Here is a 25,879-nt window from a genome sequence, read left to right as displayed (position 1 = left end):
CCGTCAACCTCCGCGCCGGCCGGTTCGGGCCGTTGCACTTTCGGTGTAGGGCGGGACCCGCGTGGGTCCCGCCCTTCCCCGTACGCGTTCCGTCAGCCGGTCGCGGGGGTCGACCCGCCGGTGTCACCGGCGGCCGGCGCGGAGGCACTGCCCGTCGCGCTCGACGCGCCGTCGGCGGGCTCCGAAGCCGCACCGGTCGCGTCACCGGACGCGTCGGCGGCCGGCGAACCGGACCCGGCCGGCTCCGCCTCGGCGGACGCCTGAGGGCCGGGGGCGGCCGGCGCCTCGGTGGGGCCCCAGTCCTTGAAGTAGCTGGCCGCGGGGACCACGAAGCTGTCGACCTTCACGTCACCCGTCGAGCTGAAGGTGTACGTGACGTTCTGCGCGTCGCCGTCCTTCACGGACTCCCGGCCGCTCGGCAGCAGCGCGGACGCGTTGTCCTTGCCGCCGATCACCACGGAACCGCCGGCCGGCACGGTCACCTTCCCGGAGCCCTTCGCGGGCTTCAGTTCGGCCTTGTCGCCCGACTCGGTCAGGGTGATCGCTTCGAGGGTCTGGTCCTTGTCACCGTTGTTGAAGAGCGTGACGGAGATGGCCGCGGGGCCCTTCGCCTCCAACTCGGGCTGGGTGACGATGTTGGAGTTCTGGATCTGGATCTTGCCGACGGTGACGGCGGCGTTGTCCGGCTTGATCCCCAGCGTTTGGGCGTTCGTGCCGGCGCCACAGGCGCTGAGCGAGGCGATCGAGAACGCGATGGCGGTGGCGGCGAGGGCGCCGCGTCGAAGGCTGCTGCTCACGGCGGCGGCAACTCCTTAAACGTGGGCGGTACGGAACGGTCCTGCGGTGGTGCTGGTCGTACGCGGGTCGTGCGGTTCGTGCAGGTCGAGCGGGTGTGACGACCCCGGAGCCCGGGTGCCGGGCCGGATGGGGCCCGTACGGCGAGCAGGGCGGCCATAAAGCCGCCCTAAGGGTGTGTCAGCGGGCTTAGGTTATCGACCCGCTGTCCGGCCACCGCACCCGACCCGCCCCTTGGCGGTCGGACGGCGGTGAGGGCGGCGGCGCGGGCGGTCTGCCCGCGGGGGGTGCGGACCGTCCCCGGGGCCGCGAATTGTCCTCTCGTTGACCTTTCACATAAGCCCAGGGAAGGCGGGCCGCTAAGCCCGCCGAAGCCGACCCCTAACCCCGGCGCGGCGGACCGCAAAGCCGGGGGAAGCCGACCGTCAAACCCGCGGAAGCGGACGGCGGGTTTTTCCGGCAATCCCGCGTAACAATCAACACCGTACGGTGGAATTGATCAACGCACTCGTGGTGATCAATTCCAGAACGCGGCTCCGGCCGCCGAACGGAGTAGCGGGAACACCGGGAAGTGCGCGGAAGTGACCCGAACCGAACCCGGCAAACCGGGACGTTCGCCCCCTTGAGGTCCCCGCCCCGGGTCCGTAACGTGCACGTTTCACCCCGCCCGGACATCGGCTCCCACCTGCGATTACCCGCCGGGCCGCGGTCCCGCGACCCCCGCCGCAGCACGTTCCGGTTGTTGTTGTCAAGCCCCGAGATATGCCCTGACCTGCGAAAACGCCATTCAGAAGACGCCGTATCCGTGTTACCCTTGATAGCCACGGAAGGGGTACCTGTCACATGACGTTCAAGGTTGGCGACACCGTGGTCTATCCCCATCACGGGGCCGCGCTGATCGAGGCCATCGAAACTCGCCAGATCAAAGGCGTGGACAAGACCTACTTGGTGCTGAAGGTCGCCCAGGGTGACCTGACGGTACGTGTGCCAGCGGACAATGCGGAGTTCGTCGGCGTGCGTGATGTGGTCGGTCAGGACGGGCTGGACCGGGTCTTCGAGGTGCTGCGCGCGCCGTACGCCGAGGAGCCCACGAACTGGTCCCGTCGTTACAAGGCAAATCTGGAGAAGCTCGCCTCCGGTGATGTCATCAAGGTCGCCGAGGTCGTTCGCGACCTGTGGCGCCGTGAGCGTGAGCGCGGACTCTCCGCAGGTGAGAAGCGCATGCTCGCCAAGGCTCGCCAGATCCTGGTGAGCGAGCTCGCCCTCGCGGAGAACACCAACGAGGACAAGGCCGAAGCGCTGCTCGACGAAGTGCTCGCGTCCTGACATCCACCCCCGTGCCCACCCGGGAGCGCCCGATCCGGCGCGACCGGTCCTGACGCGGGGAAATGCCGTGGCGCCCGATGACCTGAGAAGGTCGCCGGGCGCTGCGGCATGTCCGTACCCCCCTCCCCGCGCCCCCACGGTCGCCGGGGTCGGGGAAGACGGTGCACCGGGGCGCCCACCGTGCGTCGACGCCCCGTTGCGGGCGGACGCGCCGCGCATGCGGACGCGGCGCGACCGGAGCACAGGGCCGGACTCGTGGAACCGTCTCGAAAACGCCCCCGTGCCCCGCCTGTGCCGCCCCTGGCGTGCCGGGTACGCGCAGCGGCTCGACCAAAGGTCACGGAAGGGCTCCGGTCAAGGCGTCGCACCCAGCACTCCCCCAACCACCGGCCGGGGGTACCCCCAGGCCATACCCATGTCGCCCGAGCACACAAACCTGAACGGAAGCGATGTCTGACGATTCGCGCCCCGCGCCTCCAGCCGCCCGGACCGCGGCCGTGATCCCCGCGGCCGGCCGCGGGGTCCGGCTGGGCCCCGGCACCCCCAAGGCACTCCGCCCCCTCGGCGGCACCCCGCTCCTGATCCACGCCGTCCGCGCCATGGCGGCCTCCCGCACCGTCGCGCTGGTGGTCGTGGTGGCCCCGCCCGACGGGGCGGCCGAGGTGCGCAACCTCCTCGACACCCACGCCCTGCCCGAGCGCACCGACTTCCTGGTCGTGCCCGGCGGCGACACCCGCCAGCAGTCCGTCCGCCTCGGGCTCGACGCCCTGCCGGCGCACATCGACACCGTCCTCGTGCACGACGCGGCCCGGCCGCTGGTGCCCGTGGAGACGGTGGACGCCGTCATCGCCGCGGTGCACGCCGGAGCGCCCGCCGTGGTGCCCGCCCTCCCGCTCGCCGACACCGTCAAGGAGGTCGAGCCGCGCGACCCGGCCCGCCCCGACGACCCCGAGCCGGTGGTGGCGACCCCCGAGCGGGCCCGGCTGCGCGCCGTGCAGACCCCGCAGGGCTTCCACCGCGACGCCCTCGTGCACGCGCACGCCACCGTCCCCGTCGACGGGGAGGGCGCCACCGACTGCGCCGGGATGGTGGAGCGCACCGGGAAGCCCGTCGTGCTCGTCCCCGGGCATGAGGAGGCGTTCAAGGTGACCCGGCCGCTCGATCTGGTGCTGGCCGAAGCCGTACTCGCCCGCAGGAGGGCCAACGATGGCTTCTGAGGTGGTGCTCCCCCGGGTGGGGATCGGGACCGACGTCCACGCCTTCGAGGCGGGGCGCGAACTGTGGTGCGCCGGACTGCGCTGGGACGAGGCCGACAGCGGCGGCTACGGACTCGCCGGGCACTCCGACGGCGACGTCGCCGCGCACGCGGCCTGCGACGCGCTGTTCTCCGCCGCCGGGGTCGGGGACCTCGGGGCGCACTTCGGCACGGCGCGGCCCGAGTGGGCGGGGGCGTCCGGAGCGGCCCTGCTGACGGAGGCCGCGCGGATCGTGCGGGCCGCCGGCTTCGAGATCGGCAATGTGTCCGTGCAGGTGATCGGGGTGCGCCCGAAGATCGGACGGCGCCGGGCCGAGGCCCAGCAGGCGCTCTCCGCCGCCGTGGGCGCCCCGGTCACCGTCTCCGGCACCACCACGGACGGCCTCGGGCTCACCGGTCGCGCCGAGGGCCTGGCCGCGATCGCCACCGCACTGGTGCACCCCCGCAGCTGACCCCCGGCCCGCCCCCACCGTCCCTGCCACACCGGCCGCCCCTCGGGCACCGGCCGGTCGGCGGGGACGGGACCGGTCGGGTTCGAGGGCGGTCCGGTGGGGTAACGGTGGGTCGGCGCGATGTGCGCGTACCACCAGAACCGGCAGCGAAGGGGAACCCGTGTCCACCCAGCTCTCCGACGACCTCAAGGCCCTGCTCGACGGCCCCGTCTTCATCACCGTCGCGACCGTTCAGCCGGACGGCAGCCCCCAGCTGTCGCCGGTCTGGGTGAAACGGGACGGGGACGACGTGCTGTTCTCCACCACGATCGGGCGCCGCAAGGAGCAGAACCTCCGCCGGGACCCCCGGATCACGGTGCTCCTCCAGCCCTTCGACGCCCCTTACACCTACGCGGAGATCCGCGGCACCGCCGAGCTCACCACCGAGGGCGGCCCCGAGCTGATCGACGAACTGTCGGTCAAGTACACCGGCAAGCAGTACGCCGACTTCAACCCGGCCGCCGCCGACGACGCCCAGCGCGTCGTCGTCCGCGTCACCCCGCGCAAGGTGGTTGGCCGGATCTGACCCTTGGGAACCGGTGCCCGGCCCACCACCGCGTTGTCGCGAAATCAGTGCCCCGTACGCCCTAGGGGTCGCGGGGCACTGCCCCGCGACCACTACCCTGGGGGGGTGACTATTCGCCTGTACGACACCAGCGCCCGGCAGGTCCGTGACTTCGCCCCCCTCGTTCCGGGCTGTGTCTCGATCTACCTGTGTGGCGCTACCGTGCAGGCCGCTCCGCACATCGGGCACATCCGCTCGGGTCTCAACTTCGACATCATGCAGCGGTGGTTCGCCTACCGCGGCTACGAAGTGACGTTCGTCCGCAACGTCACCGACATCGACGACAAGATCATCCACAAGTCCGCCGAGCAGGGTCGCCCCTGGTGGTCCATCGGCTACGAGAACGAGCGCGCGTTCAACGACGGGTACGCCGCGCTCGGCTGCCTGCCGCCCACCTACGAGCCCCGCGCCACCGGCCACATCACCGAGATGGTCGAGATGATGCGCGGCCTCATCGAACGCGGACACGCGTACGAGGCCGACGGCAACGTCTACTTCGACGTGCGCTCGTTCCCCGGGTACCTGTCGCTGTCCAACCAGGACCTCGACGAGCTGCGCCAGCCCGCCGGCGAGGGCGAGACCGGCAAGCGCGACCCCCGCGACTTCGCCATGTGGAAGGCCACCAAACCGGGCGAACCGGACTGGGAGACCCCCTGGGGTCGCGGCCGGCCCGGCTGGCACCTGGAGTGCTCGGCCATGGCCCACAAGTACCTGGGCACCGCCTTCGACATCCACGGCGGCGGCATCGACCTGATCTTCCCGCACCACGAGAACGAGATCGCGCAGGCCCAGGCGTACGGCGACGACTTCGCCACGTACTGGGTGCACAACTCGTGGGTCACCATGAGCGGCGAGAAGATGTCGAAGTCGCTCGGCAACTCCGTCCTGGTCAGCGAGATGGTCAAGCACTGGCGACCCATCGTGCTCCGCTACTACCTGGGCACCCCGCACTACCGCTCCACGATCGAGTACAGCCCCGAGGCCCTGCGGGAGGCCGAGTCGGCGTTCGCCCGGATCGAAGGGTTCGTGCAGCGGGTCGTGGAGAAGACCGGGGGCCCCGTCGAACCGGCCGGCGAGGTGCCGCCCGCGTTCGCCGAGGCCATGGACGACGACCTGGGCGTCCCGCAGGCGCTCGCCGTCGTCCACACCACGGTCCGCCAGGGCAACAGCGCGCTGGCCGCCGACGACAAGGAGGCCGCGGTGGCCCGGCTCGCGGAGGTCCGGGCCATGCTCGGCGTCCTCGGGCTCGACCCCCTGGACCCGCACTGGTCCGGGGAGAACGACCGCGGCGAGGACCTGCACGGCGTCGTCGACACGCTCGTCCGGCTGGTGCTCCAGCAGCGCGAGTCCGCCCGCACCCGCAAGGACTGGGCCACCGCGGACGCCATCCGGGACCAGCTCAACCAGTCCGGACTGGTCATCGAGGACGGTGCCCAGGGCCCCCGCTGGACGCTCGGACCGCGCTAGAGCCCGCACGCGAGGTGCCGCCCGCTCCGCCGGGCGGCACACTCGTACACACATACGCACACTGACCCGTACGCGGAACCGTACGCGGTCGTCATCCACAGGAAACGGGTAGGTCATGGCCGCAAACAACCGCCGCATGTCCGGCAAGAAGGGCGCGCAGGTCGGCAGTGGCGGCCAGCGGCGCAAGGGCCTGGAGGGCAAGGGCCCCACCCCGCCCGCCGAGATGCGCAAGGGGCACGTCAAGCAGCGGGCCGCGAACGCCCGCACCCGACGCGCGCAGGGCCGCACCGCGACACCGCGCGGCCGGGGCGGCAAGGGCACGTCCGAGCTGGTCGTCGGGCGCAACCCGGTCGTCGAGGCGCTGCGCGGCGGGGTCCCCGCCTCCACGCTGTACGTCCAGCAGTTCATCGACAACGACGAGCGGGTCCGCGAGGCGCTGCACCTCGCCGCCGAGCGCGGCGGGATCCACCTCATGGAGGCGCCCCGGCCCGAGCTGGACCGGATGACCGACGGGCTCAACCACCAGGGGCTCGTGCTCCAGGTGCCGCCCTACGAGTACGCGCACGCGGAGGACCTCGTCGCCGCCGCGTACGACGCGGGCGAGGACCCGCTGATCGTCGCGCTCGACGGGGTCACCGACCCGCGCAACCTCGGGGCCGTGGTGCGTTCCGCGTCCGCCTTCGGAGGCCACGGGGTGCTGGTGCCCGAGCGCCGCGCCGCCGGCATGACCGCCGGTGCGTGGAAGACCTCGGCCGGCGCCGCGGCCCGGACCCCGGTGGCCCGGGCGACCAACCTCACCCGGGCGCTGGAGGCCTACAAGAAGGCCGGCATCGCCATCGTCGGGCTCGCCGCGGACGGGGAGGCGGAGGTCGCCGACGTCGCCGCGCTCAGCGGTCCCGTGGTCATCGTCGTCGGCAGCGAGGGCAAGGGGCTGTCCCGGCTCGTCGGGGAGACCTGCGACGTGCGGGTCCGCATCCCCATGCCGGGCGGCGCGGAGTCCCTGAACGCCGGCGTGGCCGCGGGCATCGTGCTGTACCAGGCGGCCCAGTCGCGCCGCTGATCCACCCGCGGGGCCCGGCCGGTCGGCCCGTCCGGGCCGGCCGGTCCGCCGCCCGCGCCCCGGTGGCGCGTCCCCCTAGGGACGGGCCCGGGGCGGGGTTCCGGCGCTTGTCGGGGGTCGGACATCTTGGGGTGGTCAAGGCAGTGTCCTAACCTCGCGTCACTCGGTTAGATGAGTGTGGACACCAGAACACCCCGCACACTCACGGGGGCCCGCTCGTCGGGATTCGACGACGCTCCCGCGCTGAGCATGGTGAAGGTGCCGAGCGATCCGGCGCAGGTCATCGTCAACCATGCGAGCTTCCGCGTGCAGCTCAACGCCACGCCGACGCGCTCCGCGCGGGTCGCGCGGGCCGCGGGCGCCGCTGACACCGGGCGCGTTCCCGTGGCCGGCGCGCGCCGGCGCGCGCCCGTCGTCTGGAGCGGCCGTTCAGCGCCGGGCGACACCGGTGCCACCGGACTGCTCCAGGCCGTGCGGGAGACCGGCGTGCGGCGGGCCGTCGGGGCCGAACCGGGCGACGGCGGAGCCACCCAGGTCATCCCCCGGGTCACCCCCAGGACCGCGTTCGACGACACGGTCGAGACGCCGGGCGCCGGCGGTCCCGAAACCCGACTGCTGCCCGCCCAGATGCGCAGCACCGGCAGCGCCTACGAGGAGACGGCCGGCATGCCCGTCGTCGGCGCCGACGACCGCCGCCCCGACGACCACGCCGGCTACGACGGGTACGCCGGCTACGACGGCTACCGGGGCCACGACGACTACGACGACGGGTACGACCTCGACGCGGACGGCACCGGGGAGCCGCGGCACGGGGACGCCCGGCGACCGCACCACGCCTACTACCCGGGCCGCCGCCTCAACCTCGGCGTGGTCCTGCTGCCGCTGCGGGTGTTCCTCGGCCTGATCTCCGTCTACGCCGGCCTGGGCAAGCTGAGCGACCCCGTCTACTTCGACGGCGGCGAACGCGGCTCCATGATGAAGTGGTTGAACTCCCTCCACCCCTGGGCCCTCGCGGAACCGCTGCGGGACTTCGCGCTCCAGCACCCGGTGGGCGCCGGGCTCACCATCGCGTTCCTCCAGGTCATCGTGGGCGTGCTGACCGTCCTGGGGCTCTGGCAGCGGGTCGCCGCGGTGGTCGGCGCGCTGCTGTCGGCCGCGCTGATCGTCACCGTCAGCTGGCGGACCGTCCCCGCGTACGACGCGCCCGACATCATCTACCTGGCCGCCTGGTCGCCGCTGATCATCGCGGGCGCCCCGGTCTACTCCGCGGACGGCCGGCTCGGCTCCGAGGCGTGGCGCACCCTGGGCCCGCGCGCCGAACTGTGGGAGCTGCGGCGCCGGGTGCTGCGCCGGGGCACGGTCGTCGCCTCCGTCGCGGTGGGCCTCACCCTGCTGCTGGGCTCGGTGCTCGGCGGCGCCGTGCGGGACGCCGACCGGGTCACCGTGCCGGGTCCGGGCCAGGCACCACGCAACGAGCTGCCCGGTTCGCCGCTGCCGCAGGAGCCCGGCAAGCGCCGGGCCGAGCGGACCGGCACCCCGTCCGCGTCCGGTACGCCGACCCGACCGGCGCGCGAGGCGTCCCCGGAGCCCTCCCGGGCGGCGGCCACCCCCGGCGCCGCGACCGGCGGCACCCCGCCGTCCTCGGGGACCGCCAGCGCCGGGACGCCCAGCCAGACCCAGGGCACGGTACAGCAGCCCCCGGCCCGGCAGCCGGCGCCCACCAGGGCGCCCGCCACCAGTGCGGGGCCCACCTCCGGCGGCAGCGCCTCGGCGGGCGCCACCGGCGGAACCTCGGGCGGCGGCGAGTCCACCGGCGGCAGCACCGGGACCGGCGGCAACGGGACGACCGGCGGCGGCGCCGAACGGCGGCCCGGGCTGGTCGGCGGCCTGATCGGCGGCGACTGACCGGGCCCGTACGACAACGCCCGAGGGGTCCGCGCACCGTGCGCGGACCCCTCGGGCGTTGCCTACGAAGCGGGTCAGCGGGCGAGGGCGGCGAGCTCCTTCGAGGCCTCCGTGAGGTCCTTCGCCGTGTCGATGGCCCTCCAGTACGCGCCCTGCGGGATCGGGAAGCCGGCGAGGCGCTTGGCGCGCGCCAACCCGGGGAAGGTGGTGCGCTCGTGGTCCCCCTGGTCCGGCAGCAGCTCGGTGAACTCCGCGGAGAACACGTACACGCCCGCATTGATGAGGAACGGGGACGGCGGGGCCTCGATGAAGTCCGTGATGTGGCCGAAGCGGTCCGTCTCGACGGCGCCCCACGGAATGCGGGGGCGGGCCAGGGCCAGGGTCGCGGTGGCGGCGCGCTCGGCGTGGAACGCGGCCATCTCGCGCAGCGAGAACCGGGTCCAGATGTCGCCGTTGGTGGCGTACCAGGGCCGGTCGGGGTGGGGGAGGTGGCCGGCCGCGTACTTGAGACCGCCGCCGCGGCCGAGCGGCTCCTTCTCGACCACGGTGGTGACCCGCAACGGCAGGTCCGACGACTCCAGCCACTCCTGGAGGACCTCGGCGAGGTGCCCGCACGAGACGACGACGTCGGTCACGCCCTCCTCGGCGAGCCAGGCCAGCTGGTGCCCGATGATCGGGGTGCCGGTGCCGGGGATCTCCACCATCGGCTTGGGCCGGTCATCGGTGTAGGGGCGCAGCCGTGTTCCCTGGCCCCCGGCCAGGACGACGGCTTGAGTCGGACGTGCGTGGACGTGCGGATCGGTCATGACGGAACTGTACGTGGCGCCGCCGCGCGCCTCGCGGGGCGCACCCGCGACGGTGCGGGTGGCCCGCGCGGGGCGCGCGGCGGCGGGGGGTGGGCCATGAGGACCCTGGGTGTCAGACGTGGGGGGTCAGACCCTGGACGTCAGACCTGGGACGTCAGACCTGGGTGGCGACGCCCGAGGCGAAGGCCGTGTCGCAGACCGGGCGGGAGTACGACTGCGCACGGGCGGGCCCGTAGGCGCGGACGGCGGCCCGACCGAGGGAGCGGGCGATGGAGACGCAGTGCTTGGACAGCGAGGGCCTGCGGTCGACCTCCTGCTGGAGGTGGGTCAGGGCGACGCCCGGATCCTTCTCCTGGAGTTCGACGAGCAGTCGGTCGCGTAGGACTTCGTGGGCGGCGGGGGCCTTGGCCTCGGCGCGGCGCGGCAGGTTCTCCGCGGAGGCGGTGAGCACCGAGTCCTGGGAACCCGACCAGTTGACGGAGGTGACCGCGAGGGTGCCGGACAGCACCAGCACGACAGGCAGGACGAAGGCGAGGGAGCGGCCGATGCGGCGGGCAGGGCCACGCCTCCGGCGCTGCTTGTAGGTGTGGGAAAGCGTCACGCACGGAAGCGTAGCGGGCGGTAGTCATGCGAAGACACTTAGTCACCCTCTTGAGGGACGGTGAAGGGCCCCATTCGCTCGCCCGTGTTGACGAACACCCCTCGAAACGCCCGATGTGCCGCGATTTCGACCCCGGAGGGCCGCGACCGTGATGCGACGGAGCCCGGTGCTCCAGGGAGGACGTCCCTGGAGCACCGGGCTCCGTTACGACACGCGGGCCCGTGGCCCGCGGCCGGCGATCAGTCGCTGAGGCGCTCGCCCGTGGAGGTCGAGAACACGTGCAGCTCGCCCGGCTTCGGCACGACGTGGATCGAGGTGCCCTTCTCCGGGACCTGGCGACCGTTGACGCGGACGACCAGTTCCTTGCTCTCGCCGCCGACGTCGGCGCCACCGTAGACGTAGCCGTCGGCGCCGGTCTCCTCGACGACGTTCACCTGGACCGCGAGGCCGGCGGGCGCGTCGGAGGTGTCCTTGGCGAGGGACTTCGCGGCGGCGCCGTTGTGCTCGACCACCTCGAAGTGCTCGGGGCGGATGCCGACGGTCACCGTGCGGTCACCGCGCTCGGAGGCGGCCGACAGGGCGTCGCGGCTGACCGGCACCACGGAGTTGCCGAACTTCACGCCGCCGTCCGTGATCGGGACCTCGACCAGGTTCATCGCGGGGGAGCCGATGAAGCCGGCGACGAAGAGGTTCGCCGGACGGTCGTACATCTCGCGCGGGGAGGCGACCTGCTGGAGCAGACCGTCCTTGAGCACGGCCACCCGGTCACCCATGGTGAGCGCCTCGACCTGGTCGTGCGTCACGTACACGGTGGTGATGCCCAGCCGGCGCTGGAGCGAGGCGATCTGCGTACGGGTCGAGACGCGGAGCTTGGCGTCGAGGTTCGACAGCGGCTCGTCCATGAGGAACACCTGCGGCTCGCGGACGATGGCACGGCCCATCGCGACGCGCTGGCGCTGACCACCGGACAGGGCCTTCGGCTTGCGGTCCAGGTACTCGCTCAGGTCGAGGATCTTCGCCGCCTCCTCGACCTTCGCGCGGATCTCCGTCTTGTTGACGCCCGCGATCTTCAGGGCGAAGCCCATGTTGTCGGCGACCGTCATGTGCGGGTACAGCGCGTAGTTCTGGAACACCATGGCGATGTCCCGGTCCTTCGGCGGCAGGTGCGTGACGTCGCGGTCGCCGATGCGGATGGCACCGCCGTTCACGTCTTCCAGGCCGGCGAGCATGCGCAGGGAGGTCGACTTGCCGCAACCGGAGGGACCGACGAGGACGAGGAACTCGCCGTCCGCGATGTCGATCTCCAGGCTGTCCACGGCGGGCTTGGTGGAGCCCGGGTAGAGACGGGTCGCCTTGTCGAACGTGACAGAAGCCATGGCTGTGAAGCCCCCTTCACCGGCAGGAACGTGCCGGACGATCCGAGTAAAGGTGGTCCGCTCCGGAACCCCGGGGCGGGCAACTCAGTGGTGTAGTCCACTTGGGTGAACTGCCTCAGGACGCTACCTGCCGTTCACCCGATCTGTCATCCGTTGCAAGGGTGTGAACTTCGTCGATATTTCCCCGCGGGCGGGCACCCCGCTCCCGGTACACTGCACGGGCACGCCTCCTTAGCTCAGCTGGTCAGAGCGCCGCTCTTGTAAAGCGAAGGTCGTCGGTTCGAATCCGACAGGGGGCTCTCCCGCATCACCTGCGCCTGCGCCCCCGTGGTCCCACCGACCACGGGGGCGTTCGCGTGTGCGGACGGGGTCAGGGGCGGGTGGCGGTGATCGCTTCGGTGCGGACGACCTCGTCGAAGCGGCCGTCGGGGCGGGCGGCCAGGAGGGCGGTGCGGAGGTCACGGGTGAAGGCGTCCTTCTGCTCGCCGAGCTGTGCGGGGCTGGAGTAGGAGAGGCTGAGGACGTACCCGATCACCTCGTCGACGGTGCGGGTGAGGGTGCGGTCCCAGCGGACGGTTTCGACGCGGGAGAACGGTGAGCGCTCCAGTACCTGTCGGTGGCGTTCCGCGGGGTGGCTGTACGTGCCGGAGCCGGCTCGGCGTTCGGGGCCGAGGTAGCGGGTGCGGACGTCGGCGACGACGTCCAGCCAGGGGGCGGGGTCGAGGTCGCCGGGTGCGCCTCCGGAGACGATGACGACGGCGCCGCCGGGTTCGGTGATCGGGTCGAGGTCGCGGAGGACCTGGTCGCGGTCCATCCAGTGGTACGCGGCGCCCATCACGGTGAGCAGGACGGGCGGGAGGTCCATGCCGGGGAGGGTGGTGGAGTCGCCCTGTCGCCAGTCGACGGTGGTGATGCCGCGTTCGACGGCGAGGCGGCGGGCTTCCGCGAGCATGCCGGGTTCGGGGTCGACGGCGATGACCTCGGCGACGTGGGCGGCGAGCGGGAGGGCGAGGGCGCCGGTGCCGGTGCCGAGGTCCAGGACGCGTTGGCTGCCGTCGAGGTGGAAGCGTTCGGCGAGGAAGGCGTAGAGGGCCGGGTCGTACCCGGGGCGGTACCTCGCGTAGTAGGGGGCGGTCGAGGCGAAGAGTTCGGCGGGGTCGCGGTGCGCGGTCATGCGGTCAGCTTTTCGTTCGGGTAGGGGACTTGCCGTCGAACGGACTGCTTGCCGGTGCCTGCGTGTCATGCGTCCGAATTCGGCACGCAAGGGGCGTCCCGTGCAGCGGAATCCGGATGCTCACCGTGCGGGGGCGTGAAGCCGGTGGATCGGCCGAGGCGGAACGGGGAGCCGGGCGTCGTCGGAGTCCACCCCTTCCGCAGGGCGATCCGTACGGCTTTGGCGACGTCGACCGGCAGTACGGCGCTGGTCTCGTGTCCTAGCCAGTTGCTCGGATGGGGCCGGTCGGTCGTGACCACGAGTGTGGCCCCCGGAACGTCCGCGAGTTCGACCGCGAACGTGCACGGGGTCCAGGCCAGTGCCTGGAGGTACGTGGGTCTGCCGCGCACGCGCCAGCGGTACGCCGTGCCGTCGACGACGATCCGACGCGCTCCCTTGCGGACCAGTGCCAAGGCTCCCCCCTTCGACGCGATGATGCTGGCGAGGACCGCCGCGCCGGGCGGTCCTCGCCAGTGGTGTACGGGGCGGACCCTGCCTCAGCCGGTGGACCGACAGGCCGGTGCGCACGCCCAGAGTCGGAACGGGAATCCGAGGTGGTGCGCCTCACCCAAGCTGCGGCCGTTCGCGCCTAGCGGGCGGGCGCAGAGGGCGCACTCCATGGCCATCTGCTGGCGGGGACGGAGGTGGGCGACATCTGGTAGCGACAGGTGCGCCGCGGTCGGGTCCTTCACTCGTCACCGCTGACGTGGATCTCGGCCCACACCTCTTTGCACCACGGGTGTCGGCCCCGACGGTGCAGGTCGTAGCCCCATCGGTCGGCGACCGCGTCGATGAGCAGGAGTCCGCGGCCGGACTCGTCCTCATCGCAGGTCGGGCCGAGCGTCGGCAAGCGCGACGGCTCCCGGTCCACGACGCCGACCCGGACCCACGCCGCTCCCGGCCGTCGAATGATGACGCGGACCTCGGGGCAGGGGGTGTGTCTGGTCGCGTTCGCGATCAGCTCCGTGACGACCAAGCCGGCACGGTCCGCGAGATCGCTCAGACGCCATAGGGCGAGTAGCCCTCGAACGAGCATGCGTCCGGTGGAAGCCGTGGACGGTTCGCAGGGGAAGGTCTGACTGTACGTGGGGCTGCCGCGGTAAACGGCCTGTGTTCTCGAACTTGTCATCGAGGCGGAGCTTTCGTCTTGTCTCGGTGCCCGGCACACCCTTGGCAACGTCTTCGGGTGGCCGAGCCGTCAACAGCCGCCTGAAAGGCGAACGGTACGGGCGGCCAGTACCTAGACAACTCCTCTCCGGTAGCCCCTGGTTAGGGGACTCGTACGTCCGCCGCGTGCTTTTACCTAGGAGTTTTTGGCACTCCCTTTGCGTGCTTTGTCGGGAGGGAAAGGGCTACCGTGCCGGGATGGAGAACATCCGCAACGTCGTGCTTGAGGCGTGGATGACCGAGCACGGATACAGCTCCAACAGCCTTGCCGAGGCAGTGAACAAAGCGACCGAGCAGCTGTCGGGGCGTCCCGGAGGACACGACGGTTCATCGGTGCGGGGGTGGAAGTCGGGCCGGGTTCGGTGGCCCAAGTCGCTCACCCGCGCCGCACTTGAAGACGTCACCGGTTTATCCGCGATCGCCCTGGGATTCGTGCCACGGGGGCGGCCTTCGTCGGCTCCGGTCCCACCGCAGCAGCAAGAGGAGGACCCAGACATGAAGCGTCGAACTCTCGTCGGCGGCCTGGCGGCAGCTGCCGTGTCGACCACCGCGCCCAGCTCCACATCGACGCGCCGCATCGGCATGAGCGACGTCAGCCGGCTGAACGAGCGCTTCTCAGGCATCGTGGTGAGCGACCACCGCCATGGAGGGCAACTCGGCATCGAACAAGAAGCAGCCGCGCTCGCCGAGGAGGCGCTGGACCTCCAGAACGCCGGCAGCGCGACACAGCGCGTGCGTAGTGGCCTCTACGCCTCCGCGGCGGCGTTCCGCTCATCGGCGATGTGGGCAGCCATCGACGGTCGTCGCTACGAGGTAGCCAAGGCGCACATGCGCGAGGCTCAGGCGCTCGCCGAGTTGTCCGGTGACCAAACGATCAAGTTCCGCATCTGGAGCCACGCGGGAACCATGTACCGACACCTGGGCCGTCCCGCGGAGGCCCTCGCCGCCAACGACGTCGCCCGCAACCTGCACCTCACCCGGCGAGACCCGCTGTTCGCTTCCCTGGGGCACGCCCGCCAGGCGGCCACACTCGGCCTCACCGGGGACGCTCCTGCGGTACGGCATGCCCTCGGCTGCGCTGAGGACGCTTTCGGACGCGCGGATACGGGTCGCGCCCGACCGGTGTGGATGACCGGAGCCCGGGACGGAGCGGAACTGGCAACACTCGCTCTCGCCGCGCATCTCCGTCTGGGGGACTTCGCGCGTGCCGAGGCGCACGCCCATCGGAGCCTCACGCTGCTCCGACCGCAGATGCAGCGTGATCGTGCCATCAACACGGCCCGTCTCGCCTATGCTCAGCTCGCCCAGGGAGCGGTTGAAGCCGCCGCGGCCACCGCGATGGGCGTTCCGACGGACGCTGCCACTCGTCACGCACGCGTCTCGCGCCTTCTGCACGGGTTCGGCGCCGCACTGCGGGTCGCCGCACCCGGCAGCACCACCGTGCGGGCCTGGGCCGAACACGCTGCCACCGGTCAGCGGGCCGCTTGAGCCCGATCCGACGACGGTCCTCTCACTGTGCGGGACCGGACTCGATCCGTCGCGGCTCGGGCGGGAGGGTCAGGTGATGTCGGTGCAGCGGTCGTCCAGGTCGCAGCGGGGGTGGAGGCCCGACCACTGGCCGGGGGCGTCGTGGGTGCCGCGGGCGAACCAGGTGACGGAATCCGCCTGGCGGTACGTCAGGCCGCCCTGGTCCAGGACCGGGCGGGTCTGCAACAGCCGGGCGAGGTCGGCGCCGTCGAACAGGAACTCGTCCCGCCACATGGCGACGACCTCCAGCGAGGAGCATCCGGGGCACGGGGCGGTGTGGAAGTGCTCGGGCGAACCCTCGAACTCCAGGAGCGCGGCGAGGCGGGGGTCGTCCTGGTCGCAGGCCGCCCGGTAGACCGGGTCCACCGCGGACCGCCAGGACTTGCGGGCTTCGCGCGCGGCAGCCGCGGGCAGCCCCGCGCCGACCCCGTCCAGGTTCGCCCCCGCGCACGCCGTGGGCGTCCGCGCCGGAGACGGCGACCTTCCCGGGGCGGGCGGTGGTGCGGAGCGGTCCGCGTGCTCGTCGCGTTCGAGGGCGCTGAGGGCGACGTACACGAGGAGGAGGGCGTTGACGGCGAGGAGGGCGCCGAGGGGCCACACCCAGCGGGGGCGGCGGGGGGTCATCCGCAGTCCTTGCTCGCCGGGCGGGTCTGGCAGAGGGAGAAGCCCTGGTGGAACTCGTAGAGGCGGGGGTACTTGAGGTTCTTGCCGTCGCCGTCCCGGGTGCCGTTGAGGGCGGTGAGTCGGAAGGGGCGTCCGCGGTCGTCGATGACGGTGGTCTTCGTCCGGTCGCCGAGCATGTAGGTGACCTTGAGTCGGAAGGCGACGTAGTGGTGCTTCGTTTCGGTGCGGATCAGGACGACCTGTTGCTTGCCGCCCGGGAGGGTGATCGTCCGTTGGGCGAAGAAGGGTTTGCCGGGGGCCAGGGTGTTGCGCTTCTCGTCGAATCCCGCGTCCCGGGCGAGGGGGCGCGGGCGGTCCAGGTCGAACATCATGTTCATCGTGGGGCTACTGGCCTGCGGCGGGGCGTCGAACAGCGTTCCTGACCAGGGCCGTTCGCGTTTCACGATCTCGGGCGTGATGTCGATGATGTTGAGCAACTGGCTGCGGCGGCTGGTGAAGACGACGCGTACGGTCAGCTTCTCGACGTTGATGGCGCCCACCGCGGCGAGCCTGCCGTCGAACTCCGGTGAGGCCGCCGCCATCGGGCGGGCGAGGAAGCGCCGTAACGACGCGTCGGGGTGGTGGTCCGCGCGGGTGGCCCTGCTCATGCCCTCGTCCTCCAGTTGGACCTTCGCCACGGCCGTTCCGAGGTCGGGGCCGGACCGCAGGTCGTCCTTGACCGAGGGCTTGTCGAAGAGCAGCCACGGGAGTCCGGTGAGCCAGGTGCCGAGTGCCGCCCCGAGCACGACGGTCGCCAGGCCCGCCAGCCACATCCCTCTGCTGATGCGCCCGGTGGCACCCGGCTGGTCGGGTCCGGCCTCCTGGGGACCCGCCGGGCCGTCGCGCGGGGGGCGGCGTTGCGCGGCCCGGGTCGTCGCCCGGCCCTGTCGTCGGGCCAGCGGACCGCGCCGCTCACCGGTCGATCTCCGGGCCACCGCACCGTTCCTTCCCGCCGCACGCACCGGCGAGGGTCTGGCCCCGGGCGACCGCCCGGGGCCGGGTGTTCACGGACGTGGCGGGTTCACGCCGCCTTGAGCGCGGCGATCTCCCCGGCCCGGTCGGCGAGCCGGGTCACCGGTCGGGCCCGGGCGTGCCGCCGCACCACGCCCCGCAGGGTACGGAAGTGGCCGTCGGCCCGGGCACTGCTCACGTGTTCGTACTCGTCGAGGAACCGCCCCCAGCTGTGACACGCCGCGTCGAGGTGCCCCAGGGCGAGTTGGCGCTCGGCGAGCACCGCGTACGCATGGGCCCTGCCCTGTCGCTCCTGCACCGGCTGGTGCTTGATCGACTGCTGGAGGACGCGGATGCTGCCCTGGAGGTCCCGTTCCTCGTGGAGCACGTGCGCCACGTGGAACAGCCAGGCCGTACGGTCGTAGCCGCCGATCGACTCCCGTCTGTTGTCCGCCCGGGACAACGCGTCCTCGGCCTCGCGCAATCGGGTGTGCGCGAGGCCGCGGTCACCGACCATCGCCGCCGCGTGCGCCTGTTGGCCGCGGAGGAACGCGACGAGTCTGGGCGCGGCCGAAGGGGCCGCCTCGGCCGCCGAGTCGGCCAGTTCCAGGGCCTTGCGCCCGTGGCCCAGGTTCGACGCCTGGAGGGACATCCCGCGCAGGGTGCGACAGTACGTGACCTGGTCCTCCGCCTCCTGCGCGAGGCCCAGGGCCCGTACGTAGTACTGCTGGCCCAGACCGTGGGCCTTCTCGTACATGGCCATCCAGCCAGTGAGGTACGCCAGGTCGGCCGCCGCGGCGAGCATGTCCTTGCGGACCGGTTCGGTGGCCTGGGCCTTGAGCCAGGGGCCGACCGTGTTGACGAGGAACGCGGACGCCATGGGCATCGCGTGCGCGGCGCCCAACTCGTCGAGGATGTCGGCGATCCGGTCGGTCATGGTGCGCACCGACCAGACCTGGGAGGTGCCGATCCGGACGGTGCGGTGCCCGGGTCGCCAGGTCGTCGCGGGTCGGTCGGCGGCGTGCGCGGGGAGCGTGAACGCGGGCAGGGTGAGCGCGGCCGAGAACACCGAGGCCGCGAGCACTCCCCGTCGGGACGGGTCCATCGTGGCCCGGCCCAGCTCGATCAGCTCCTCCACCGCGTCCCCGGTGGCGCCGGCCCCGCCGGCCGGTGCGGCGCGTTCGGCGGGGGCGAGCCCCGCCTCGGCATGGGTCACCGGACGGCCCAGCTGCGCGGACAGCGCCTCCACGATCAGGGCCCTGACCTGCGGCCTCGGTGCCGTGCCGGCGATCCAGTGCGCCACCGCCGTGCGGTCGTACGTCAGGTTCAACCCGGCCTGCGGGCCGAGCCGGTTGACCTGCTGCGCGAGTTGCGTCCGCGTCCATCCGGCCTCGTCGAGCAGCCGGGCGAGGTTGGGATTGGGGGTGCGCTTCCTCGTGGCCATGACCTCAACTCCCCGTGCCGATCTGGGTGTTCACGGTATTCACGGTCCCACTGGTCTCCAACGGTACCGGTGAACACCGCCAGGACGGTTATCTCTTGCACGGACATTGAAGGCCATCCATCGATATCGATCGACACTGAACGATCCAGGCCCCTTGGAGAACAGGGTGAGCGGCACCAGAACAGTCGACCGCGGAAACGACCATACGGCGGGCACGACGGGCACCACGGCGGAAGGCGGATTCGCCGTGAGTTATCTGCGCACCTCACTTCCGGGCGGGGTACTGACGGAACGGGACGGCGCGCGGCCCCGGCAGATCCGCCGCATCGTCCGGGCGCAGCTCCGCCACTGGCGTTTGGAGGAACTGGTCGAGCCGGCGCAGTTGGTGGTGAGCGAACTGGTGACGAACGCGTTCCAGCACGGGTGGGGCGACGAGGTCGGCATCCATCTGAGCCGTACGGCGCGCACGGTACGGGTCGAGGTGCGGACGAGTCCCTTGCCGACGCCCCGCCCCGTATCCGTCCCGACCCCCAGTCCCGTATCCGGCCCGGCCTCCCGCCCCGTACTCGCCCCGGCCCCCCGCCCTTTACCCGGTCCGACCGCGACCCCGCCCCCGCCGCCGACCTCTTTCGCGAACGGCCAGGCCCCGCACGTGAACGGCGAGCCCCGTCCCGTACCGGCTGCGCCCCGGCCCGCGGCCGGCCGGGCCCGTCCCGTGGTGGCCACGCCGAGAACCGCGCCCGGCGCGCCGCCGCCCGGACCTCCGGCGCCCCGGGACGTTCCGGCGCCGGCGCGGGCCACCCCGCCTGCCGCCGGCCGCGAGGCGTTCGGGCGCACCGCGCCGTTCCTGCCCCGCGATCCGCTGGCCGAGCGGGGCCGCGGGCTGTTCCTGGTGGAGGCGCTCGCCGACGACTGGGGGATCCGGGGGGACGGCGCGGTGGTCTGGTGCACGCTGTCGTCGCCCGACGGGCCCGATGCGCTGGAGGGGGCGGGCCGACGGTGAGGCGCCCGGCCGGGCGATCGGCGCTTCGTCCCGGCCCTGATCTGCGCTGAATCAGGTGAAAACCTGTTGGATCGCGTTCGTATTGGTAAGACTGGGAGGTCGGGAGAGTGAGCGGTCGGGGCGGAAGGTGCGCGCGGACCGTGCGAGGCGGACGTAAGGGGCGGGCTCGGTGGGGCGGCGTTCGGGTGGGCTGATCGGTGCGTGGGCCGAGGCCCAGCGGCAGCAGCAGCGGCAGTACGAAGAGGGCCGGCGCCAACAGGCCCGTCAGCAGCGCGCGTACGAGCGTGACCAGCGGGCCCGGGAGCGGGACCTCGCCCGGATGCACCGCGAACAGCAGGCCGCGTACCGCAGACAGCGGGAGACGGACGCCCTGCGCCGCACCGAGGAGATCGAAACGCGGGTCGCCGAACTGTCGGGGTTGCTGGTCGCCGGCTGCCGCGCGCCCGCGTTCCGGGTGGCGGCGCTGCGGCGCGAGGAGTCGGTGGAGGCGTTCGCGCCCGGACCGCTCGCCGTGCCGGTGCCGATGCCGGACCCGAGGGCGTACGAAGCCCGGGCCGGCGGCTGGGGTCCCGGCGCCCGGGCACGCGCCCAGCAGGAGGCCCAGGAACGCTTCCGGCGGGACTGGGACGCGGCGCGGCTCGCGGAGGAGCGGCGGCTGCGGGAGCTGGCCGACTACCGCCACCGGTACGAGACCTGGGCCGCCGGCCGGCTGGCCGAGGTGCGCGGGCACAACCGGGGCGTCGGCTCGATGACCGCGGCCCTGCGCGCGGCGGAGCCCGAGACGGTCGTGGAGTACTTCTCGGCGGCGCTGTACGCCAACTCGGTGTGGCCGGAAGGCTTCCCCCGGCAGGTGAGCGCCGCGTTCGACCCCGGGCCGCGGCAGTTCGTCCTGACCTGGGAGCTGCCGGCGCTCGACGTCGTCCCGGAGTCGAAGTCGGCGCGCTACCTGATCAACGCGGACCAGGTGAAGGAGAGCCCCCGGCCGGTCACCCAGCGGCGGGCCCTGTACCGGGAGGTGCTGGCGCAGAGCGTGCTGCTGGCGCTGCGGGACGTGTTCGCGGCGGACGAGCACGGGGTGTTGGCGTCGGTCGCCCTCAACGGTTTCGTGGACGACCACGATCCGGCGACCGGCCGGCGCGCGGAGATCGTCGTCGCCTCCGTGGTCGCGGAGCGGGACGCGTTCGGGGAGCTGCGGCTGGAGATGGTGAACGCCGTGGACTGTCTGACGGGCGCCCTGCGCGGCACCCTGTCGGCCAAGCCCGACCAGCGGACCGCGGTGCGGCCGGTGCGGCTGCCGGAGCAGGTGGGCGCGGGGGTGATCAGCCACGGCGGGGGCGCCGAACCGGACCTGCTGGAGATGGACCCGCTGGAGTTCGAGGACCTGGTCGCCGAGTTGTTCCGGGCCCGCGGCATGCAGGCCGTCACCACGCAGCGGTCGGGGGACGGCGGCATCGACGTGGACGCGGTCGACCCCGATCCGATCAGCGGCGGCAAGATCGTGGTCCAGGTCAAGCGGTACCGGAACACGGTGCCGCCGAGCGCGGTCCGCGACCTGTACGGGACCGTGCAGGACCAGGGCGCCAACAAGGGTGTGCTGGTGACGACTTCGGGTTTCGGCCCCGGTTCGTACACCTTCGCCAACGGCAAGCCGCTCACCCTGGTCTCCGGTGCGGAACTCGTCGACCTGCTGCACGCGCACGGGCTGCGCGGGCGGCTCGGCGGCGGCCCGACGGCCCCGGTCGCGCAGGGCGGCGGGCCCACCGGACCTGCTGGGCCTGCCGGTGCGGTCGCGGCGTCGGCCAGTGCCCCGACGCTGGTCATGCCCAGCGGCCCGGACGGTCCGGTGTCGGCGGGCGCCCCGCGCGGCGGCTCCGGCGACCGGGCTGCGTACGGCCCCGGCGCCGACGGCACCCACCGGAGCGGCGACGACGACACGTACGGGGGCGGTGACTACAACGTGCTCGGCATGTCCTGGTCCGGGTCCGTCGCGCTGGACGTCTGCGCGTTGGTGTGCCGGGGCGGACGGGTGCTCGGCGACGACTGGTTCGTCTTCTTCAACAACCCCGGCACCCCGGACGGTTCGGTGCGGATGCTCGGCGGGTTCGCGGGCGACCGGGCCGCCGTCCGGGTCGCGTTCGACGGGCTGCCCGCGGCGGCGGACCGGGTGGTGCTGGTGGCGGCCGTCGACCCGGAGGTCAATCCGGACGCCGACCTCGCGGGGTTCACCGGTGCGGGCATCCGGTTGCGGGACGCCGACGGCACGGAACTCGACCAGTTGGAGGTGTCCGACGGGCGCCCCGGCGAGACGGCCCTGGTCCTCGGCTCGTTCCGGCGCCGCGCCGGCGGCGACTGGAACTTCGTGGTGGGCGGCAAGGGGTACGAGGGCGGGCTGGGCGCGCTGGTGGGGGACTTCGGCATCGACGTGGAGTGACTGCCGGCCGGCCGCGTCACCGCCGGATATTCGGGGGCGGGCGAGGGGCGCGCTGCCTAGGATCGGTCGGATGACCGAGAAGCAGCAGACGCGTCCCGGGTTCGAGATCCCGACGGAACTGATCGCGAGCCAGCACCGGGCCAAGGGGGAGGCGGGCCGGGCGTTCATCGAGGACCTGCCGCGGCTGGCCGCCGAGTACGTCGACCGCTGGGAGCTGACCGTCACCGGCCCCCCGATGCACGGAATGGCGTCCCTGGTCCTGCCGGTGACCCGGGTCGACGGGACGCCCGCCGTGCTGAAGATGCAGGTCGCGGACGAGGACAGCGTGCACCAGGGGCTCGCCCTGCGGATCTGGGACGGTCAGGGGATCATCCGGCTGCTGGAGATCGACGAGAAGACCACCACCCAGCTGCTCGAACGGGCCGACGAGAGCCGTCCGCTGTCGGCCGTCGAGGACTCCCGGGCCGCGGTCGCCGTCATCGGGGACCTGCTGGCCCGGCTGACCGCGGTGCCGGGGCCGGACGGGGTGCAGCACCTCGCCGACATCGGGGCCGCCATGCTCGCCGAGCTGCCCGGCGCCCTGGACCGGGTCCCCGACCCCACCGCCCGACGCGTACTGACCGCCTGCGGCGACGCCCTGCGCGAGGTGCTGCCCCAGCCGGGTGACCGGCTGCTCCACTGGGACCTGCACTTCGACAACGTGCTGGCCGCCGACCGCGAGCCCTGGCTCGCCATCGACCCGAACCCGCTGGTCGGGGACCCGGGCTTCGACATCATGCCGGCCCTGGACAACCGCTACGAGGACGGCGAGGTGCTGTGGCGCTTCGACCTGCTGTCCGAGCGACTGGGCCTGGACCGGGGGAGCGCGGCGCGGTGGACGCTGGCCCGGGCGCTCCAGAACTCGCTGTGGGACATCGAGGACGGGGAGCCCCTCCAGGACATGCAGCTGCGGATCGCCGAGCTGATGCTGAGGCACCGCACGCGGTGAGCGGGGCGCGTCCTCCTCCCGGGACCGCTCCCCGGGACCGCCGCCGGGGACCACTGGACCGGTGGGTGATACACCGGGTTTACTGGCCGGCATGATCCGTACCGCCACCCCCGACGACGTGCCCGTCATCCACGCCATGGTCCGTGAGCTGGCCGACTACGAGAAGGCGCTGCACGAGGTGCAGGCCACCGAGGACCAGTTGCGCGAGGCGCTGTTCGGCGAGCGGCCGGCGGCGTACGCGCACATCGCCGAGGACGACACGACCGGCGAGCCCGTCGGTTTCGCCCTGTGGTTCCTGAACTTCTCCACCTGGCGCGGGGTGCACGGCATCTACCTGGAGGACCTGTACGTCCGCCCCTCCCGGCGCGGCGGCGGCCACGGCAAGGCCCTGCTGACGGAACTCGCCCGGATCTGCGTGGACCGCGGCTACGAGCGCCTGGAGTGGTCGGTCCTCGACTGGAACCAGCCCTCCATCGACTTCTACCGCGCGTTGGGCGCCCGACCGCAGGACGAGTGGACCGTGTACCGCCTCACGGACGACGCGCTGAGCGCACTGGGCGCGCCGGCCCCGGTGGCGTAGCCGCTACCCGGTCGCCGCCCGGCGGTACGTGCTGGTCAGGACGCCCGCCGGGCTGGTGGCCGTGGCGATGAGTTCCAGGGCGCGCAGGGACCCGTCGGCGGGGAAGATGCCCTTGCCGCCGCCGAGCAGCACCGGCATCGTCATCAGCCGCAGTTCGTCGACGAGGTCCTCCGCGAGCAGGGTCCGCACCAGGCTGGGGCTGCCCATCACCAGCAGGTCACCGTCCCCGGTGCCGTTCAGCTCGCGCAGTCGGGCCACCGCCCCGTCACCGGGGACGAGCGTGCTGTTCCAGGTGAGGTCGGAGGCGGTCAGGGTGCGGGAGACCACGTACTTGGGGAGGGCGTTCATCCGGTCCGCGAACGGGTCGCCCGCCCGCTCGGGCCACGCCTCGGCCATCACCTTCCAGGTGCGGCGCCCGAACAGCAGCGCCCGGGTCGAGGACATCGCCGCGTCGATGAAGCCGCCGACCACCTCCGGGTCGAAGTACGGGTGCGACCAGCCGCCGTGGGCGAACCCGCCGTCCGTGTCCTCGTCCGGTCCGCCCGGCGCCTGCACGACTCCGTCCAGGCTGATGAACTCGCTGATCACGATGCGCACGACGGTTGCTCCTCTTCGATCGTCCGGTGGGTCACCCCGTGGTGACGGTCACCCGGTGGTGACGACAGGACAGACCGGACCGGCCCCGTGAACTCATCGCCCGGGACCGTCACGACGCGGGCGTGCGCAGCGGTTCGCCGGCGGGCGCGGGGTGCGGCCGGGGACGGCCCGTCACCATCGTCCCGGCGACCACCGCCGCCAGCAGCATGATCCCGACGGCCCACCAGATGGCGACGGTGTACCCGTGCACCACGCCCACGTCGGTGATCCGGGCCACCGCCGCCGGGTCCCGGGCGTCGACCGCGCTCAGGTGGGACGCCACGTACGCGCCCGCGGAGCTGGTGGCGATCGTGTTCAGCAGCGCCGTTCCGATGGAACCGCCCACCTGCTGGGAGGTGTTGACGGTCGCCGAGGTCACCCCGGAGTCCCGTGGGGCGACCCCCAGCGTGGCCGTCGCCATCACCGGCATGAACGTCATGCCCATCCCGAGGCCGAGCAGCAGTTCGGCGGGCAGGATGTGCGTCGCGTACTCGGCGTGCACGGTCAGTTGGGTCAGGATCACCAGGCCGCCCGCCGCGAGCACCAGTCCGGGCACCATCAGGGTGCGCGGCGCCACGTACTGCATCAGCCGCGCCGACACCTGGGTGGACCCGATGATGATCGCCGCGGTCATCGGCAGGAACGCGAGGCCCGCCTTCAACGGGGAGTAGCCGAGGATCGTCTGGAGGTAGTAGGTCAGGAACAGGAACGTCCCGAACAGCCCGATCGTGACCAGGGCCATCGTCAGGAAACAACCGGCCCGGTTCCGTTCCCGGATGACGTGCAGCGGCAGCAGGGGGTGCGGCGAGCGGGTCTGCCACCAGACGAACGCGGTCAGCAGCGCCACGCCGCCCAGCAGGAGGCCCAGCACCAACGGGTCGGTCCAGCCGCGCGGTTCGGCCTCGCTGAACCCGTAGACGATCGCCACCAGTCCGCCGCAGCCCAGCACCACGCCCGGGATGTCGAGCGCGGCTTCCCGGTGCCCGGGGCGGTCGTGGAGCAGGGTCACCGCGCCGAGGACCGCGATGCCCGCGATGGGCACGTTCACGTACAGGCACCAGCGCCAGTCCAGGAACTCGGTGAGCACCCCGCCCATGATCAGGCCGATCGCCGCCCCGCCGCCCGCGATGGCGCCGTAGATGCCGAAGGCCCGGGCCCGTTCCTTGGGGTCGACGAACGACGTCGTCAGCAGGGACAGTGCGGAGGGCGCGAGGAGCGCCGCGAACACGCCCTGGAGCGCCCGGGCCCCGAACAGCATGCCCGAGGTGGTGGCCGCCCCGCCGATGCCGGAGGCCACGGCGAATCCGACCAGGCCGATCATGAACGTCCGTTTGCGGCCCACGAAGTCGGCGATCCGCCCGCCGAGCAGCAACAGGCCGCCGAAGGCCAGGGTGTACGCGGTGATGACCCATTGGCGGTTGGCGTCCGAGATGCCGAGGTCCTGTTGGGCGGAGGGGAGTGCGATGTTCACGATCGTCGCGTCGAGGACCACCATGAGCTGGGCGAGCGCGATGACGACGAGCCCCCACCAGCGGTGGCGGTCCGGCGTGCCGTCCGCCGCCGGTTCGTCGGCCCGTTCACCGCTCAGGGGCGTACTCACCCTGACAGAACACCATGGAACGGGACGGG

At 72.5% G+C, this 25,879-nt stretch carries 24 protein-coding genes and 1 tRNA gene; 13 read left to right on the top strand and 12 right to left on the bottom strand.

The genetic code is table 11. The features are described 5' to 3' along the window. Positions 1-92 precede the first annotated feature (92 nt). Positions 93-797 (bottom strand): DUF461 domain-containing protein, encoded by a 705-nt coding sequence (locus ACFWIA_RS27415; protein WP_387009559.1) that lies wholly within the window; start codon positions 795-797, stop codon positions 93-95. An 841-nt stretch (positions 798-1,638) separates the two neighbouring features. On the opposite strand from ACFWIA_RS27415, the gene ACFWIA_RS27410 reads away from it, so the two are divergent. The 7 genes from ACFWIA_RS27410 (at position 1,639) to ACFWIA_RS27380 (ending at position 8,864) form a co-directional block, all read left to right on the top strand. Further along, complete coding sequence (locus tag ACFWIA_RS27410; protein WP_003953493.1) at positions 1,639-2,121, top strand: CarD family transcriptional regulator; 483 nt, start codon at positions 1,639-1,641, stop codon at positions 2,119-2,121. Between the two features lie 449 nt (positions 2,122-2,570). Further along, positions 2,571-3,338, top strand: coding sequence for a 2-C-methyl-D-erythritol 4-phosphate cytidylyltransferase (ispD, locus tag ACFWIA_RS27405; protein ID WP_387009557.1), 768 nt, complete (start codon positions 2,571-2,573; stop codon positions 3,336-3,338). Next, positions 3,328-3,828: a 2-C-methyl-D-erythritol 2,4-cyclodiphosphate synthase gene (gene ispF, locus ACFWIA_RS27400; protein ID WP_387009555.1), complete on the top strand. Its 501-nt coding sequence runs from the start codon at positions 3,328-3,330 to the stop codon at positions 3,826-3,828. Before ispD ends, ispF begins: the two co-directional genes overlap by 11 nt. 160 nt (positions 3,829-3,988) lie before the next feature. Then, positions 3,989-4,393, top strand: coding sequence for a PPOX class F420-dependent oxidoreductase (locus tag ACFWIA_RS27395; RefSeq protein ID WP_387009553.1), 405 nt, complete (start codon positions 3,989-3,991; stop codon positions 4,391-4,393). Between the two features lie 105 nt (positions 4,394-4,498). Further along, the gene (gene cysS, locus ACFWIA_RS27390) at positions 4,499-5,899 is read left to right on the top strand and encodes a cysteine--tRNA ligase (RefSeq protein ID WP_387009551.1); all 1,401 of its coding nucleotides are present in this window, start codon (positions 4,499-4,501) and stop codon (positions 5,897-5,899) included. Between the two features lie 115 nt (positions 5,900-6,014). Next, the gene (rlmB, locus tag ACFWIA_RS27385) at positions 6,015-6,959 is read left to right on the top strand and encodes a 23S rRNA (guanosine(2251)-2'-O)-methyltransferase RlmB (RefSeq protein ID WP_387009549.1); all 945 of its coding nucleotides are present in this window, start codon (positions 6,015-6,017) and stop codon (positions 6,957-6,959) included. A 177-nt stretch (positions 6,960-7,136) separates the two neighbouring features. Beyond that, entirely contained in the window at positions 7,137-8,864 is a 1,728-nt protein-coding gene (locus ACFWIA_RS27380; RefSeq protein WP_387009598.1) for a DoxX family membrane protein, read from the top strand. Positions 8,865-8,938: 74 nt separating this feature from the next. Here the strand turns inward: ACFWIA_RS27380 and ACFWIA_RS27375 are convergent, their stop codons facing one another. From ACFWIA_RS27375 to ACFWIA_RS27365, 3 genes are all read right to left on the bottom strand, one after another. Continuing rightward, on the bottom strand, positions 8,939-9,670 hold the full coding sequence (locus tag ACFWIA_RS27375; protein ID WP_385489810.1) for an NDP-sugar synthase: 732 nt from the start codon (positions 9,668-9,670) through the stop codon (positions 8,939-8,941). Between the two features lie 154 nt (positions 9,671-9,824). Continuing rightward, positions 9,825-10,271, bottom strand: a complete 447-nt coding sequence (locus ACFWIA_RS27370; RefSeq protein ID WP_387009547.1) for a hypothetical protein — start codon at positions 10,269-10,271, stop codon at positions 9,825-9,827. Positions 10,272-10,510: 239 nt separating this feature from the next. Next, positions 10,511-11,647 carry an ABC transporter ATP-binding protein gene (locus tag ACFWIA_RS27365; RefSeq protein ID WP_387009545.1) on the bottom strand — a complete coding sequence of 379 codons (1,137 nt, stop codon included), beginning with the start codon at positions 11,645-11,647 and terminating at the stop codon, positions 10,511-10,513. 225 nt (positions 11,648-11,872) lie between these two features. On the opposite strand from ACFWIA_RS27365, the gene ACFWIA_RS27360 reads away from it, so the two are divergent. Next, positions 11,873-11,946: transfer RNA gene (locus ACFWIA_RS27360), tRNA-Thr, on the top strand. Between the two features lie 71 nt (positions 11,947-12,017). On the opposite strand, the gene ACFWIA_RS27355 is transcribed toward ACFWIA_RS27360, so the two are convergent. From ACFWIA_RS27355 to ACFWIA_RS27345, 3 genes are all read right to left on the bottom strand, one after another. Next, entirely contained in the window at positions 12,018-12,821 is an 804-nt protein-coding gene (locus tag ACFWIA_RS27355) for a class I SAM-dependent methyltransferase (RefSeq protein WP_387009543.1), read from the bottom strand. Positions 12,822-12,886: 65 nt separating this feature from the next. Then, positions 12,887-13,273, bottom strand: coding sequence for a hypothetical protein (locus ACFWIA_RS27350; RefSeq protein ID WP_387009541.1), 387 nt, complete (start codon positions 13,271-13,273; stop codon positions 12,887-12,889). A gap of 275 nt (positions 13,274-13,548) precedes the next feature. Further along, positions 13,549-13,989 (bottom strand): ATP-binding protein, encoded by a 441-nt coding sequence (locus ACFWIA_RS27345; RefSeq protein ID WP_387009539.1) that lies wholly within the window; start codon positions 13,987-13,989, stop codon positions 13,549-13,551. 236 nt (positions 13,990-14,225) lie between these two features. Here ACFWIA_RS27345 and ACFWIA_RS27340 point away from each other — a divergent pair, with 236 nt between their 5' ends. After that, positions 14,226-15,515, top strand: coding sequence for an XRE family transcriptional regulator (locus ACFWIA_RS27340; protein ID WP_387009537.1), 1,290 nt, complete (start codon positions 14,226-14,228; stop codon positions 15,513-15,515). A gap of 69 nt (positions 15,516-15,584) precedes the next feature. Here the strand turns inward: ACFWIA_RS27340 and ACFWIA_RS27335 are convergent, their stop codons facing one another. From ACFWIA_RS27335 to ACFWIA_RS27325, 3 genes are all read right to left on the bottom strand, one after another. Continuing rightward, positions 15,585-16,178 carry a hypothetical protein gene (locus ACFWIA_RS27335; protein ID WP_387009535.1) on the bottom strand — a complete coding sequence of 198 codons (594 nt, stop codon included), beginning with the start codon at positions 16,176-16,178 and terminating at the stop codon, positions 15,585-15,587. Further along, positions 16,175-17,152 carry a hypothetical protein gene (locus ACFWIA_RS27330; RefSeq protein WP_387009533.1) on the bottom strand — a complete coding sequence of 326 codons (978 nt, stop codon included), beginning with the start codon at positions 17,150-17,152 and terminating at the stop codon, positions 16,175-16,177. The genes ACFWIA_RS27335 and ACFWIA_RS27330 overlap by 4 nt, the downstream gene beginning before the upstream one ends. An 86-nt stretch (positions 17,153-17,238) precedes the next feature. Continuing rightward, on the bottom strand, positions 17,239-18,612 hold the full coding sequence (locus tag ACFWIA_RS27325) for a hypothetical protein (RefSeq protein ID WP_387009531.1): 1,374 nt from the start codon (positions 18,610-18,612) through the stop codon (positions 17,239-17,241). A gap of 247 nt (positions 18,613-18,859) precedes the next feature. Here ACFWIA_RS27325 and ACFWIA_RS27320 point away from each other — a divergent pair, with 247 nt between their 5' ends. The 4 genes from ACFWIA_RS27320 (at position 18,860) to ACFWIA_RS27305 (ending at position 23,614) form a co-directional block, all read left to right on the top strand. Then, on the top strand, positions 18,860-19,615 hold the full coding sequence (locus ACFWIA_RS27320; protein ID WP_387009529.1) for an ATP-binding protein: 756 nt from the start codon (positions 18,860-18,862) through the stop codon (positions 19,613-19,615). A 169-nt stretch (positions 19,616-19,784) separates the two neighbouring features. Next, on the top strand, positions 19,785-22,046 hold the full coding sequence (locus tag ACFWIA_RS27315; RefSeq protein ID WP_387009527.1) for a restriction endonuclease: 2,262 nt from the start codon (positions 19,785-19,787) through the stop codon (positions 22,044-22,046). 70 nt (positions 22,047-22,116) lie between these two features. Next, entirely contained in the window at positions 22,117-23,034 is a 918-nt protein-coding gene (locus tag ACFWIA_RS27310) for an aminoglycoside phosphotransferase family protein (RefSeq protein ID WP_387009525.1), read from the top strand. A 91-nt stretch (positions 23,035-23,125) separates the two neighbouring features. Beyond that, positions 23,126-23,614: a GNAT family N-acetyltransferase gene (locus ACFWIA_RS27305; RefSeq protein WP_387009523.1), complete on the top strand. Its 489-nt coding sequence runs from the start codon at positions 23,126-23,128 to the stop codon at positions 23,612-23,614. 3 nt (positions 23,615-23,617) lie between these two features. Here the strand turns inward: ACFWIA_RS27305 and ACFWIA_RS27300 are convergent, their stop codons facing one another. Together ACFWIA_RS27300 and ACFWIA_RS27295 are read right to left on the bottom strand one after the other, a co-directional pair. Then, on the bottom strand, positions 23,618-24,211 hold the full coding sequence (locus ACFWIA_RS27300; RefSeq protein ID WP_387009521.1) for a dihydrofolate reductase family protein: 594 nt from the start codon (positions 24,209-24,211) through the stop codon (positions 23,618-23,620). 109 nt (positions 24,212-24,320) lie between these two features. Continuing rightward, positions 24,321-25,745 carry an MFS transporter gene (locus tag ACFWIA_RS27295; RefSeq protein WP_387009596.1) on the bottom strand — a complete coding sequence of 475 codons (1,425 nt, stop codon included), beginning with the start codon at positions 25,743-25,745 and terminating at the stop codon, positions 24,321-24,323. Between the last annotated feature and the right edge of the window lie 134 nt (positions 25,746-25,879).

Origin of the sequence: Streptomyces sp. NPDC127068, from assembly GCF_042724695.1 — a bacterium.
Classification (GTDB): Bacteria; Actinomycetota; Actinomycetes; order Streptomycetales; family Streptomycetaceae; genus Streptomyces.
The sequence above is the reverse complement of the archived record's forward strand: the minus strand, read 5'-3'. Positions and strand labels throughout refer to the sequence as shown.